Origin of the sequence: Shewanella indica, assembly GCF_033842865.1 — a bacterium.
In the GTDB taxonomy this organism is placed as follows: domain Bacteria; phylum Pseudomonadota; class Gammaproteobacteria; order Enterobacterales; family Shewanellaceae; genus Shewanella; species Shewanella indica.
In genome coordinates, this window is sequence record NZ_JAWXXR010000001.1 from 1,690,658 (window position 1) to 1,703,894 (window position 13,237).

General features: G+C 54.4%; 11 protein-coding genes. 3 read left to right on the forward strand and 8 right to left on the reverse strand.

Annotated elements, in window-relative coordinates:
• The first annotated feature begins 50 nt into the window (after nt 1-50).
• Nucleotides 51-668, forward strand: a complete 618-nt coding sequence (locus tag SIL79_RS07855; protein WP_162206939.1) for a paraquat-inducible protein A — start codon at nt 51-53, stop codon at nt 666-668.
• On the opposite strand, the gene SIL79_RS07860 is transcribed toward SIL79_RS07855, so the two are convergent.
• From SIL79_RS07860 to SIL79_RS07875, 4 genes are read right to left on the reverse strand one after another with little or no spacing between them, the layout of a single operon-like run.
• Nucleotides 659-964, reverse strand: coding sequence for a DUF3240 family protein (locus SIL79_RS07860; protein WP_025009174.1), 306 nt, complete (start codon nt 962-964; stop codon nt 659-661). The genes SIL79_RS07855 and SIL79_RS07860 overlap by 10 nt on opposite strands.
• Nucleotides 961-4,014 (reverse strand): efflux RND transporter permease subunit, encoded by a 3,054-nt coding sequence (locus tag SIL79_RS07865; RefSeq protein ID WP_071476327.1) that lies wholly within the window; start codon nt 4,012-4,014, stop codon nt 961-963. The genes SIL79_RS07860 and SIL79_RS07865 overlap by 4 nt, the downstream gene beginning before the upstream one ends.
• A 1-nt stretch (nt 4,015) precedes the next feature.
• Complete coding sequence (locus SIL79_RS07870) at nt 4,016-5,038, reverse strand: efflux RND transporter periplasmic adaptor subunit (RefSeq protein WP_039034605.1); 1,023 nt, start codon at nt 5,036-5,038, stop codon at nt 4,016-4,018.
• Nucleotides 5,035-6,213: a TolC family protein gene (locus tag SIL79_RS07875; RefSeq protein ID WP_071476328.1), complete on the reverse strand. Its 1,179-nt coding sequence runs from the start codon at nt 6,211-6,213 to the stop codon at nt 5,035-5,037. Before SIL79_RS07875 ends, SIL79_RS07870 begins: the two co-directional genes overlap by 4 nt.
• Before the next feature lie 150 nt (nt 6,214-6,363).
• Between SIL79_RS07875 and SIL79_RS07880 the strand changes: the two genes are divergently transcribed.
• The gene (locus SIL79_RS07880) at nt 6,364-6,888 is read left to right on the forward strand and encodes a helix-turn-helix transcriptional regulator (protein WP_039034606.1); all 525 of its coding nucleotides are present in this window, start codon (nt 6,364-6,366) and stop codon (nt 6,886-6,888) included.
• A gap of 394 nt (nt 6,889-7,282) precedes the next feature.
• Here the strand turns inward: SIL79_RS07880 and SIL79_RS07885 are convergent, their stop codons facing one another.
• Entirely contained in the window at nt 7,283-8,206 is a 924-nt protein-coding gene (locus SIL79_RS07885) for a YeiH family protein (RefSeq protein ID WP_071476329.1), read from the reverse strand.
• Nucleotides 8,207-8,409: 203 nt separating this feature from the next.
• The gene (locus SIL79_RS07890) at nt 8,410-8,964 is read right to left on the reverse strand and encodes an aldolase/citrate lyase/malate synthase family protein (protein WP_071476330.1); all 555 of its coding nucleotides are present in this window, start codon (nt 8,962-8,964) and stop codon (nt 8,410-8,412) included.
• A 146-nt stretch (nt 8,965-9,110) separates the two neighbouring features.
• On the opposite strand from SIL79_RS07890, the gene SIL79_RS07895 reads away from it, so the two are divergent.
• Nucleotides 9,111-10,649, forward strand: a complete 1,539-nt coding sequence (locus SIL79_RS07895) for a DUF3612 domain-containing protein (protein ID WP_319619114.1) — start codon at nt 9,111-9,113, stop codon at nt 10,647-10,649.
• A gap of 102 nt (nt 10,650-10,751) precedes the next feature.
• Here the strand turns inward: SIL79_RS07895 and SIL79_RS07900 are convergent, their stop codons facing one another.
• Both SIL79_RS07900 and SIL79_RS07905 read right to left on the reverse strand, forming a co-directional pair.
• A complete protein-coding gene (locus tag SIL79_RS07900) occupies nt 10,752-11,069 on the reverse strand; it encodes a hypothetical protein (protein ID WP_319619115.1) in 318 nt (105 codons plus the stop codon).
• A 151-nt stretch (nt 11,070-11,220) separates the two neighbouring features.
• Nucleotides 11,221-13,131: a methyl-accepting chemotaxis protein gene (locus SIL79_RS07905; RefSeq protein ID WP_144362041.1), complete on the reverse strand. Its 1,911-nt coding sequence runs from the start codon at nt 13,129-13,131 to the stop codon at nt 11,221-11,223.
• Nucleotides 13,132-13,237 lie beyond the last annotated feature (106 nt).

The following is a 13,237-nucleotide window of genomic DNA, read 5'->3' on the forward strand; positions in this document are numbered from 1 at the left end:
TGGGCCCGCCGAGTGGTGGGCCTTTTTGTTGAGTTTGTGGAGTGACCCCGATGCGCCGAATTTTACCTATCATGACCCTATTATTGTCGCTGGCCTTGCTGATCCCCGGGGTGACTCAACCTATTTTGACTGTCAGCGGCACGGTAGAAAAGGCCGAGCTGACCGAAGCCGGGTTGGACATGATTGCCGAAGCCGTCAGTGATGGTTCCGGGCGCGACAGTGCCAGGGGAATGCTGGCGATGATTAGCGGTATGTTGGGGCTTAACAACCTTCAAGGTGAAATGGAGGTGTTCAACAAGACCCGCAGTATCTGGGGCACAGTGACCGAGCTGCATCAACACGGCAATACCCTGGTGGCGGCGCTGGTGATGCTGTTTTCCGTGATAGTGCCGGCCTGCAAGCTGGGGCTGATGCTGCTGGCTCAGGCGCCGCTGTCCAGTAAGGTGCGGCAGATCATCGACAGTATTACCGCTGCCATCGCCAAATGGTCCATGGCCGACGTATTTGTGGTGGCACTTATTATCACTTATATGGCCGGCAACGCCTCGGCCGGCATGGGCGATTTGGTTCACACCCACGCCAGCCTGGAGTCGGGCTTTTGGTTGTTCCTCGGTTATTGCCTGTTGGCTATTGCCGGCCAGTATTGGCTTAAATCCCGTCAGTCCTGACCCAGCACGCCGTCTGTCGCTATCGGTACTATCCAATAGCGGCAGGGGTTGTGGCGGCAGACCTCCGCCAGGGTTTGCAGCAGCGCCTGCTGTGACTCTTGCGGGTGCATCACCTCAAACTTGTAGAATTCCCGATAACCTTCCACCTGTTCCTTGAGATTGAAGTGGCTGTGCTCGCGGCTGAAGCCACAGATATTGATCAGGCTGAAGCCGGAGAGGTAGTCCAGCGACATCAGGGTGTCGACCACATCGTCTTTTAGATTGTGCTGCACTATCAGCACCAAGAGTTGTTTCATTGGCGTTTCTCCAGGGTTTGATACAGCAGCGGCAACAAATAGAGGGTGGTGATAGTGGAGGTGATCAGCCCGCCTATGACCACGATTGCCAGCGGCCTTTGAATTTCGGCGCCGGGCCCGGTGGCAAAGGCCAGCGGGATCAGGCCGAACATGGCGGTGGTGGCCGTCATCAGAATCGGCCGCAGTCGGCGGGCGGCACCTTGTTCGACCCGCTCACAGAGGCTGGCAAACAGATGCCGCGACTGTTCATAGTAACTGACCATCACCACGCCGTTGAGCACGGCTACCCCCAGCAGGGCGATAAAGCCCACTGAGGCCGGCACCGACAGGTATTCGCCCGAGATAAACAGGCTGAAGATACCGCCCATCATGGCAAAGGGGACGTTGGCCAGGATCAGCAAGGCTTTGGAGATATTGCCGAAGGTGGTGAACAGGATCAGGTTGATCAGCATCAGCGCCACGGGCACCACCAACAGCAGGTTACGGGTCGCCCGTTGCTGGTTCTCGAATTCGCCGCCGAAATTCAGGCTGTAACCGCTGGGCAGAGACAGCTCAGCGGCCAGCTTGCCCTGTAGTTCTTCAACAAAGCCGACGATATCGCGGCCGCTGACATTGGTGGTGACCACGGCAAAGCGGTTGCCTTGCTCGCGTTCAATCAGTATCGGCCCTTCGCGATAGCTTATTTGCGCCAGTTCACCAAGGGGCCTGAGGCTGGCATCCGGCATCACCAATAGCCTTTGCTCCAGTTGCGGCAGGCTGTTGATACCATCTGCTGCCTGGGCGATCAGCACGGGAGTTCGCTTCTTGCCCTGGATTATCTCGGTTATGGCCAGGCCTTCCAGTTGGCTCTTGAGATATCGACCAAATTCATCGGCACTCATGTTGTAACTGCGGGCCAAACCCTCCTTGAGACGGAGGTTGATAAAGGGGCTGCCTTCGGTCATGGCGGTTTTGACATCCTGGCTGCCGCGAGTGGCGCTGGTCAGGTGTGCTGTCTCGCTGGCCAATCTTGAAAGCGTCTCAAGATCTTCACCGAAAATTTTAATCGCCACATCGCCTATGCTGCCGGTAAGCATCTCGGAGACCCGCATCTGGATAGGTTGGGTGAAGTTGAAATTGATCCCCGGAAACTTGAGCACTTCGGTGCGTATGGCATCAATAAGCTCCTCCTTGCTGGCAAAGCGCCACTCCTCCACGGGTTTAAGTTCCATGAATACATCTGTTTCATTCAGCCCCATGGGATCCAGCCCCAGCTCATCGGCGCCGGTGCGGGCGACCAACTGGCGTATCTCGGGTACAGTGGTCAGCAGGTGCTGCTCTATCTGAGTATCCAGTGCCAGCGAGGCCTGCAGCGAAATCGACGGGGACTTCTCCAACTGCAGAATAATGTCACCCTCATCCAGGGTCGGCATAAAGGTTTTACCCACCTGAGTAAACAGCCCCAGGCTCAGTACCAGTGCCACCAGTGCCGTGGCGCAAAAAGCCTTACCGTGCAGTAACACCCACTGCAGACTGAGCAGGTAGCGCGCCTTGAGCCAGCCAATGGCCTTGGGTTCGTTGGCCGCTTTTTCATTGACCAGATAGGAGGCCAGCACGGGGATCACCGTCAGCGACAGTGCCAGTGCCGACAGCATGGCAAACACTATGGTGATAGCCACTGGGGTGAACAGCTTGCCTTCGAGGCCGCTGAGAGTCAGTAGCGGTGAGAAGACTATGATCACTATCAGGGTGCCGGACACCACAGGCACGGCCACATCTTTGGTGGCGCGGTAGATGAGGTGCAGCCTGGGCAGGCGTTTGCCGCCGGCAATTTGGTTGACCATGTTCTCCACCACCACCACGGAGGAGTCCACCAACATGCCGATGGCGATCACCAGGCCGCCGAGACTCATCAGGTTGGCCGACAGATTGAAGTAACGCATCAGCATAAAGGTGGCCAGCGCCGCCAGCGGCAGCGACAGTGATACCACCAATGCAGCGCGCAAATTGCCGAGAAATAGTGCCAGCAACAGAATAACCAATACCACGGCCTGAAACAGGGCATCTGAAATGGTGCCTATGGCTGTATCTATCAGGTTGGCCCTGTCGTAGAACACATTCAGCTGGCTGCCGGATGGCAGAGTTTTTTCTATCTGGGCCAGCTTTTCCCGTACCAGTTTGATGACCTGATCGGTATTGGCATCCTTGAGGCCGACGATCAAGGCCTCTGTGGTTTCTTCACCATTACGGGTCACGGCGCCGTAGCGGCTGAGATGACCTATTTCGACTTTTGCAAGGTCTTGCAGGCGATAGCTGCCACCCTGATTGGTGGCAATCACCAGTTGTTGCAGGGCCTCCAGCGAGTCGATGCGCCCTTCGGTGCGAACCGTCAGGTTATCTGTCCCGAGCGTGATGCGTCCGGCACCCGTGTTGCTGTTGTTGCTCTCAATACGGGCTATCAACTCTTCCTGGCTGATACCGGCCTGAGCCAGAGCGACGGGATCCGGGGTGATCTGCAGTGTCTTGGCAAAACCGCCGAGAATGTTGACATCGGCGACTCCGGGCACGGTACGCAGCAGCGGCCTGACTTCCCATTCCAGCAACTGACGGCGCTCCAGTAGCGACAGCGAGGGATTCTCCAGCGAGAACATAAAGATTTCACTGAGCGGGGTGCTCATGGGGGCAACGCCGCCTTCAAGATCGGCGGGCAACTTGTCCCATACCGCCGCCAAGCGTTCACTCACCTGTTGTCTGGCCCAGTAAATATCTGTGCCTTCGTTGAAGTCCAGGGTGATATCGGTAATTGCATACTTGCTGGTGGAACGCAGTATCGCCTGCTTGGGGATCCCCAGTAGCTCAGTCTCAACCGGTACTGTCACCTGGGCTTCTATCTCTTCGGCTGTCATGCCGGGAGCCTTGAGGATGATTTTCACCTGGGTCGGCGAGATATCCGGGAAGGCGTCCAGCGGCAGCCCCAACCAGGAATAGGCGCCGGCACCACAGAGTAGCAGCGCTGTTATCAGGGTAAACAGCCTTTGAGTCAGGGAGAAACGGATAATGGCACTGAGCATGCTATTCGCCCCCCAAACCCAGGAGTATGCCTTTGACGGCCGCCACTGAGTCGCTCAGCACCTCGGCACCGACCAGAGTTTCATTGGGTGCCAGGAAGTAGCTGTCGGCGCTGGCACCTATAACCTGCACGTCGGTTGGTCGCAGTTTATTTTGGCTGTGACTCAGCACCTGGCTGCCAGTGCCCCAGGAATAGAGACTCTGCTTGGGCACCACCAGGGCATTGATGGCCTGCAGCGGAATAACCTGCAACTGCTGCCCGGGTTGCAGGCCGCAGCTTGGGGGAACGGCCTGGCTCCAGGCATCGACAAAGCCCTGTTTGGCCAACTGGTCCTTGCGGCTTATCTGCAGTTGGCACTCTCCGGCCATCACGGCATTGACACTGTCTTTCTGGGCCAGGGGTAAACGCAGCTTAAGCCTGAGTTCGTCGGCGGGTAGTATCCCCAGCAGTGGGGCGCCGCTCATCAGCGGTTCACTGCTATCGCCATATTGCAGCAGTCCGGCCATGGGCGCGTGCAATATCAGAGTCTCGGGATTGTCCCCCGGCTTAAGCAATTCACTGAAATGCTGCAGGTGTTCATATTGCAGCAAAGCGTCGAAATACTGGCGGCTTATCTGCGACCAGGTTTCGGCACCTATGGCGCCGTTGGCCCGCAGCTTTTGGTTGCGATCATAGCGTTGCTTGGCGAGCTTGAATGCCGCTTCGGCGGCGGCAAATTGCAGTTGAAAGTGGGCAATTTCGGCGCCCTTAAGTTGCACCAGTGCTTGACCTTCATCGACCCATTCTCCTTCGGCCACCAACCAGCGTCGCTGTTGGATGGTTTCCGGTGCCGTGAGATAGAAGCTGCTGCCGGGCTGAGCCGCCAATATTGCCGGTACAGGGGCGGCCTCTATCTGTTGTACTTGGTTCACTGAGGTGAAGCTGAGTGTCAGCTTGCCGAGGTCAGCAACCGAAATTTCCTGTGCCCACAGCGGGGAGAAGAACAGGGTCGACACCAGTGTGCCAACCAGGGTTTTAGGGGTCATAGGGTAACTCCGAGCGCTTGCAGTTGTTGGGAATGCAGCTGGGCTTGTGCCAGCTGGTTGAGCGACAGCCTGGCTTGGGTATCCAGGGCCTCAAGGTGGCGCCGCAGCCAGGATTCATACTGGGCTGGGCCTTGTTCGGCCGTGGTCAGCAGGGTTTGGCTGAGCTGTTTGCTCAGCTGCACGGCTTGTTCCAGCCCTTGCTGCTGTTGTTGTAGTTGGGCTTGGCGCTGTTTGAGTTGTTGCAACTGCAGTTGGCTCTGCAGTAGCTGCTGTTGTTGCTGTTGCTCCAGTTGCAGTCTTTGTTGCTGCAACTCGCCAAGCTGTTGCTGGTTCAGGCCGTTGCCAACAGGCAAGGGGATCTCCAGTGCCAGACCCAGAGACTGTTCATCTTGTCCCAGAGTTGCAGTGTTTTTGGCCGTGACTGAAACCAACCAAGGAGTGTCATCTCCTTCGAGTTGGGTGTTTGTGGTGAGCTGTTGACGTTGCTGCTGCAGCGCCAGCAATTGCCACATGGGATGCCCGGCACCGGCATCATTCGGCAGTGGGGTGTCACTTTCATCCAGCGATGGCAGCTGTTGCAGCCCGGTCAGGCGCTTGAGTGCCTCATTGGCCTCTTGTCGCTGCTGCTCCAGTGGGAGCTTTGCGAGCGACAACTCCAGCAGTTCACGTTTTAATAGCAGTACCGCAGTTGCCGGCATTTCACCACTTCGGCTCAGGGCTTGTTGCCGCTGCAACAGTTGCTGCAGTACTTGTTGCTTGTGGCGCAGTTGCGCCAGTTCCTGCTCGGCTTGTGCCTGTTGCCACCAATACTGACGCAATAGTCCAGAGAGATAGAGGCGCTGCAATTGGCTCTGCAATTCCAGCATGCGTTCGTTAATGGGCTTGAGTTTGGCGTTCTGGCGCTGCATGGCCGGCGACTGAAAAGGCAGGTTGAGCGAGAGCTCCTGCTCATAGTTGTTGTGGCTTTCCAGGCTGCCAAGATGGCTCAAACTGATGCTTGGCAGCCCTGCCAGCCAGTCCGAGCTGTGATATATTGGAGCCAATTGTGCCGAAGAGGTGTGCAGCCTGTTTTGACTTAGGGACAAAAGGGCGTCTCTGTCTGTTTCCGGGGCCGCTCTCAGCTGAAACACCATTAACAGCAGGCTACAGCCCAGGTAGAGGGGGCGGATTTTCATGGGAGTTTCTCTTGGGGAAATATCTGCCGCCAGCCTGGCACTGATTTGGCTTGTCGTCTTCGGCAACATGTATCATATTTGGGCTTATGGGACATATGTACCATAATTTAACTGTATGTTTTTGAAGGTTATTAGTCGGGAGTTGTGCCAATGAAGGATCTGGTGATGATAGGGCTGCTCAGTGTGATCATGACGCTGAATTTGCTGGATGTGTTGTCAGATATGCAGCTCGGAGTGCCGACTTATCATATAGTGCAGGAGAGCATTCTGGTGGCTCTTTCTGCCTGTGGTGCCTTGTATATCAGTTTTGATCTGATCCGCCGTAGCCGCGAGATGCAGCTACTCAAGTCAAAGTTGGCCAATGCCGACGCCAGGATCTGCAACATCTCCAGCCGAATGCAAGCCGCCCGCCAGGAATACACTCAGGCGGTACAGCAACAATTTGAACTCTGGTCGCTGACCCGCAGTGAGCAGGAAGTGGCTTTATTACTGTTGAAAGGCTTGAGTTTCAAGGAGATTGCCAGTGTTCGCAGTACCAAGGAGAAGACGGTGCGACAGCAGGCCTCGGCAATTTACGCCAAGGCGGATGTCGATGGCCGCCATACCTTCTGTGCCTGGTTTATGGAAGATTTTATTCAGCCCGTTGCTAGCACCGATGCTTCACAGGCGGCCTAAGACACAATTGGCATCTGTCGTTTTGAAAGCGGTTTTATCCGCGTTTATTGAAGCCAATCCAGTGGCTGCTGAGCGAGTAGGATTAGGCATTTCCCCGGCAACTTTTCTTATTGCTACCAGACTATCGCTGTCACAGAGAGCAGGTCTTCTGCCATAAAAAGGTATAAAAAATTTTTTCTTAGTGCTTTGGGTTCTTTATTATCGAGAATCGATATTGGCACCCAGGCTCCACAGACACCAATAATAGCGGCATTATTTAACTGTGGAGGTGGCGGTGAAGCCTGGCTATATCTTGCTGTTTCTCTTACTGGTGGTACTGGCATCGACCCAGACCCAAGGCTTGTTGCGGGCCCTGATTGAACTCAGCGCCTTCGCAGGCTTTTGTTACCTGTTTTCAACCCTGCCAGAGAATATAACCAAGAGACGAACTGCCGATAAACAGCCAGAGGATCACGCCGAGAAGTAAGGGCTTACTACCACTTTGCTGTAGTTTCCTGAAGGTGATACCGCAGCCAATCAGGAACAAACACACCACCAGGGCACGCTTTGCCAGCGCAAATAGCTCCTGATAGATAAATTGGCCTTGCGGCAACAAACTGGTGATGGCGATAGCCAGGCAGTAAAACAGAATAAATCCGGGAATATTGAGTTTACCCTTGCCACCAAATAACAAGGCGCTGATAGCCGCCAGAGGCACTATCCACAAGGCACGTGCCAGTTTGATGGTGGTTGCTGTCTTAAGTGCTTCTTCACCATAGGCGGACGCGGCGCCCACCACGGAAGAGGTGTCATGAATGGCGATGGCGCTCCAAACCCCGAAGTCATGTTGACTTAATTGCAGCAGATGACCTATCACGGGAAAAACGAACAGCGCAACCGAGTTGAGTACAAAGACGCAGGCCAGTGCAATGGCGGTTTGTTCGTTGCGGGCATTGATAGCCGGTGCCACAGCTGCGATGGCGCTGCCACCACAGATGGCGGTGCCACTGGCAATCAAGTGACCGACTCGCCTATCCAACCCCAAAACCCGAGTCAACGCCGTGCCCGCCAGCAGGGTCAGCAATATTGATCCCAGGATTAACGGCAAATTGCCTACAGAGGCGTCGATCGCCTGTTGCAGCGGAATGCCAAAACCCAGGCCGACAATGGAGATGGCCAGCAGTTTTTTGGTCAGTTTCCCCAGATCCCAGTCCGATGGCAACCAGCCGAGATTAGCCAGCACAAATCCCACCAAGAGTGCCAGAGGTGAGGAGATGGCGGGGTGTAGGCAGGCGAGGGCAAGCAGGCAAAACAGCCACTTTTTCTGCAGTTGGCTCATGGATAAGAGATAGTAAAATTCCGGGAGCGTTAGTATAAGTGAGGCAAAATGCTAGGAAAACTAAAATTAACTTAATATCCAGCGTAAGTTTTGCTGAATCTCTGACTAAAACAACAGGACCAGGGAAGCCAGTTCCCCGATCCTGAGTCGATGTTATTTCTGGCACAAGTTTCGGGCCAAGTGCCTATGACGCTCTGTTGCGATTAGACCCGTGAAGACAACTGATATTCATGGCCATCTTTAGTGGTAAAGCGCTTGCAGCACTTATTGCTGCGTGGCTGACCGCCATCATTGTGCAACAGGCTAATCCACTCACGTTTGAGCCTGTTGTCCTGACAGCGGCCATCGATGAGACAGCGTTCCAGCTGAATGTCTTCAATGGCGGCGCAGTCGCGGCTGCCGACACAGCCTTGGCGGTCGAAACTTAGCTCCAGGTGACAGTCGCGATCATCCTTGAGCAATATGGCTTCTGGTTCGCTGCGGTGGCCGCTTAGGGCAACAAACTGTTGTGGCTGTTTGAGGCCACACTGGCTGCCATCGGCAAAGCAGGCCAAGAGATGCTGATAGTAGACCACATAGCAAACCACCTCGGCATGTGAGCCGTTTGCCAGTGGGAATAGCCGGTCAAGCAGTTGCTTGGCATTGGCCATCTTGTCGGCGATATGGCGTTCACCGAGTGCTTCCACGGCAAAGACGGCTTCGGCGATGAAAGGGTTGTGCTCTTGATTGATTTTTTGTTGCATAGTGGAGATGTTCATCGTCTCGCCCTCGTGTTTTGCTTTCCTTGACCAGATGGCACCTTTGCCTCATGGCCGGACAATTCCTGTGAATTGCTTAATTTGTAGGCTAGCGGTTTTTTGATTACAATTTCACAATAAAAATTTTACAGTGTGAATTTTACAAAATGCGCCAAGACCAAAGCCTGATCCGTAAGTCACATTTTCTGGGAACTAAAATAAGAAACCTCAGAAAACGCAATCACTTAACTATGGAAGACTTGTCGGCACGCTGTGTCAGGGTCGATCCTGAGTCGGCGCCGTCTGTGTCATACCTGTCGATGATCGAAAGGGGCAAGCGTGTTCCCAGTGCAGGTATGCTGGCGGTCATAGCTGCAGTTTTTCAAAAAGAGGTGAGTTGGTTTCTGGACGATGCGCCGGAGGAGCAAGCTATCACCCCGGACAAGGGGCGACGCGGTGGTGTCAGTGGTATGCCGCTGGAGCCCGGCTTCCTGTTTTCCAATGATATTCTGCAGATAGCCATTCCCGAGATGCTGTCACAGACGGGGATCAGCGGCCGCCAGTTTGCCCACTTATTGATCCGCGCCCATCAGGAACACCATCAAAACCATTTCCCCGATCTGGAACGGGCCGCCGAAGAGGTGGGTAAGAAGCGTCTGCCCTTGTCGGTAGAAGAGATGCTGGATCTCGCCGCGGCGCAGGGACTGAAGATCCAATGGTTCGCCCGGCCGGCAAAACAGCTGACGGATGCCCAGGGGATATGTACCGGAGAGTTGGTGACCTCTTACATGGAGCCGCCGGGAACGCTATTTCTCAACGAGATCCTCAAGTCTCAACCAACCAGGCTCAAGTACGATTTGGCGGTGCATATAGGTCACTGTGTGCTGCATAACCGCGATGGGCTGAGCAATGTGTTGACCGTGGGCCGCAGTGGTTTCAGTGAAACCGATCCCCAGATCCAGAGTTCGTCTCTTAATGCCCAGGATATACTCCAGGCCTGGCGTGGCTTTGAGGCCAGTTTCTTTGCCGGGGCCTTGCTCTGCCCCAAGGTGGCATTCAGACAACTGCTGGACAGATACGGCTACGAGATAGATGCTCACCGATTGGCGGGGGTTTCTCCCTCGGTAGCGATGCGGCGTATGACCGGGGTTTCACCTTATCCTCACTGGCACTACTTCGACGCCTATGCTCCGGGCAAGCTAAAAGCAGTGTATCGCGGCAATGGTATCCCGCTACCCTGGGGTAATATGCGGGCGGTGGCCGATCCTTGTCAGCACTGGGCGGTATTTCGGATGATCACCGAGCCCAAGGAAGGCAGTTCGGCGCAGATATCCATTCTGGATGTGGAGCAACAACCCAGGATCTATTGTTGTGAATCGGTCAAGGTCAAAGACTTGGCCGGCAATCATCATGTGCTTTGTGCCGGGATAGATCTCAATCCTGCCATTGAGGCCCAAGGGGAAGATGCCTTGTCACTGGCGCAAGATCTTAAACAGGCTTGTGTCGAGCAGGGCGGAGAAGGCGCCATTCCCAGAAAGATAAAACAGCAACTGCTGACGGTTGCGCGGATCCTCAATATCAATTGGGTCGAGCGTGGGATTACCGGCGATGCCAGATTGATCTGCTCCAGAGGTGCGGTTTGCCCAAGACGCCCAACCTGTTATGGCGAACAGTCTGAGGTGAGCTTTCCCTGGCCCAAACAATAACCTTGGAACACTAGCAGAACTTTGGGTTGATAAAACAGACCATAGATAACTTATATTCACCTATTGTCTGTTTTGAGTGACGCAGTTACTAACGGGTTTAGCTCACTCGAATATAGCCATTACAAAGCCAATAGTGAGTAAAATAGCCATAATAAGCCTAAGGATGCTCTGTTGTTTCTGATAACGAATAATCACAGGATCCTGGCTGTTGGCCAGAGTGCCAGACTCCAGCGATTGTTTGACTCTTATCGCTATATTTGATGAATTTTTTTCATCTGTTTGAGCCAGTTCAGGATACTGAACCCGTATATGTTTCAATAGCTGCTGCCAACGCCAAAGCTGCAAGACAAAGAAGAGTCCTGCCAGAATAAACATCAGCCAGGCGATATGTGACAGCGCCCATTCTATCTGTGGTTCCATGAATACTCTTTTATTAGCCGAAAGATAGTTGCGGCTATGTTATACCAATCAGCAGCAAGATTCAGGAGTTGCATGTGTACTCAAGGTTTTGCGGGAATGAGGTTCAGTATTCCCAACGGCAGTTGCAAGGCTGCCGTTGGGGAACCTGAGGCTAAACCTTGAAGCGGGCGACTAAGGTATCCAACCTGTAGGCCAGATTATTGAGCGCGTCACTGGCCGCGGCGGCAGCTTCGGCGGTCTGGGCTGTGCGCTGGGTTATGTCATTGATCTCACTGACGTTACGATTAATATCTTCCACTACAGTGGATTGCTCCTCTGTGGCTGCCGCCACTTGGATATTCATATCGCTTATCTGGGCAATTTGCCCCGAGATACCGCTGAGCGCCTGGCTGGCTTCATCCACGGCCTGAACGCCTTCATGGGATCGATTGCGACTCAGCTCCATGGCACTGACGGCTCTGGCGGCTTCGGCCTGCAGCTTATCTATCATTACCTGCACCTCATCGGTTGAGGCGGCAGTGCGGGAAGCCAGGTTTCGGACTTCATCGGCCACAACTGCAAAACCACGGCCGGCTTCGCCGGCCCGAGCCGCCTCAATGGCGGCATTCAGTGCCAGCAGGTTGGTTTGCTCTGAGATGGCACGGATCACATCCAGAATGCTGCCTATCGACTTGGTATGGGTTGCCAGTGATTCGATCACCTCGCCGACCTGAGCCACATCCTGCGACAACTGGTTAATGGTATTGCGGGCACGGGTCACCACCTGTTGGCCGGTGGCCGATTCGCCGTCGGCATCTTTGGCTGTTACCGCCGCCTGGGCCGCATTGGCGGCAATTTCGTTAACGGTTGCCCCCATTTCGTTGATGGCGGTTACCACCATCATGGTGCGGTCTTTCTGATCCTGGCTGTCGCTCATGGTCTGTTTGGCTTGCGCCGAGACGTCCTTGGCGGATAGCCCCAACTGTTCGCTGGTGGCGGCCACTTCGACCACAGAGTCCTGTATTTTGGAGATAAAGCTGTTGAAGCCCTTGGCCAGTTGGGCTATTTCATCCTCACCCTCTACCGGCAGACGTTGGCGCAAGTCGCCTTCGCCTTCGCCTATGTCGCGGAACATTTCTGCCACCTTGCTGATGGGACGGCTAACCGAGCCAGCCACTATCACCGCCAGGAAGATGAAGCCAGCGGCAATCAACACTGTCCATAATAAAATTTGATAGGCTGCCTCTTGCAACAGGGCAAAGATTTCCCCCTGAGGAACCTGAGCTACCAGATACCAATCCATTGATGGAATATAGCTACTGGCAACCAGCATGTCGGTACCATTAACTTTGGTTTCGAGCAGCTGGAAGTCGCTTTTATCAAGCAGCTTGCTAAGATTGCCTGGGTAGAGATCCTGCAGGCTGCGCTTGCCTGTCAGGCTCTTGTCCGGATGCAGTTGGATCTTGCCCTGATTGTCGGTGAGGAACACATAGCCGCTTTGCTCTATCTTGAAGGAGTTGAGCAGGCGCACCATATCGTCGAGTGACTTGGCCAGCCCCACCAGGCCGCGACCGTTGGGCTGTTGATAGTTAATGAAGAGTTTGACCTCGCCGTTGGCTTCGGTGAACACATTCAACATGCGTTCCTGGCGGCTGTCTCTGTAGTTGAAAAACCAGCTGTCCTGCTGTTGATTGAGGATCCGCAAAAAGCCGTCCTGGGTGTAATAGGCCGCTGTTTCCCGATCGGCATAGGAAGCTTGCGCCAAGTGATACTGGCGAGTCATGTCCTTGAGTTGTGAGATGACCAAAGGGAGTTCGGCTTCGGGGCGTCCCTGTTCCAACCAGTGCCTGAGCATTTGACTGTGGGCCAGTTGCTCGGCGCCATTCATCAGCGTGCTGATTTCCAGATCTAATTTATTGCGGATCTGTAGCATTAAGCTGGGCAGTTCGGAGTCGAGCATACGTTGTTCAACGACCTTACGGGCACTGCGTTGACTGAGAACACCGACTAAAATCGTCGACATCAGTACCGCCAGAGTCACTGTCAGTAGAATCTTTTGTTTGATGGTGAGTTTGAGTTTCATAGCGACCGCCTATCCATATCCTTATAGTGTGGACAACAGCATTAACTGATTTAACGTTAATTACACTTGAGCATAGTAATTAACGCATTGGCAGGGATTTCCCCGT

What these genes read in the sequence shown, in the direction of transcription:
- SIL79_RS07900 (WP_319619115.1), bottom strand. Translation starts at nt 11,069, where the DNA reads ATGGAACCACAGATAGAATGGGCGCTGTCACATATCGCCTGGCTGATG.
- SIL79_RS07855 (WP_162206939.1), top strand. Translation starts at nt 51, where the DNA reads ATGCGCCGAATTTTACCTATCATGACCCTATTATTGTCGCTGGCCTTG.
- SIL79_RS07880 (WP_039034606.1), top strand. Translation starts at nt 6,364, where the DNA reads ATGAAGGATCTGGTGATGATAGGGCTGCTCAGTGTGATCATGACGCTG.
- SIL79_RS07885 (WP_071476329.1), bottom strand. Translation starts at nt 8,206, where the DNA reads ATGAGCCAACTGCAGAAAAAGTGGCTGTTTTGCCTGCTTGCCCTCGCC.
- SIL79_RS07890 (WP_071476330.1), bottom strand. Translation starts at nt 8,964, where the DNA reads ATGAACATCTCCACTATGCAACAAAAAATCAATCAAGAGCACAACCCT.
- SIL79_RS07870 (WP_039034605.1), bottom strand. Translation starts at nt 5,038, where the DNA reads ATGACCCCTAAAACCCTGGTTGGCACACTGGTGTCGACCCTGTTCTTC.
- SIL79_RS07865 (WP_071476327.1), bottom strand. Translation starts at nt 4,014, where the DNA reads ATGCTCAGTGCCATTATCCGTTTCTCCCTGACTCAAAGGCTGTTTACC.
- SIL79_RS07875 (WP_071476328.1), bottom strand. Translation starts at nt 6,213, where the DNA reads ATGAAAATCCGCCCCCTCTACCTGGGCTGTAGCCTGCTGTTAATGGTG.
- SIL79_RS07895 (WP_319619114.1), top strand. Translation starts at nt 9,111, where the DNA reads ATGCGCCAAGACCAAAGCCTGATCCGTAAGTCACATTTTCTGGGAACT.
- SIL79_RS07860 (WP_025009174.1), bottom strand. Translation starts at nt 964, where the DNA reads ATGAAACAACTCTTGGTGCTGATAGTGCAGCACAATCTAAAAGACGAT.
- SIL79_RS07905 (WP_144362041.1), bottom strand. Translation starts at nt 13,131, where the DNA reads ATGAAACTCAAACTCACCATCAAACAAAAGATTCTACTGACAGTGACT.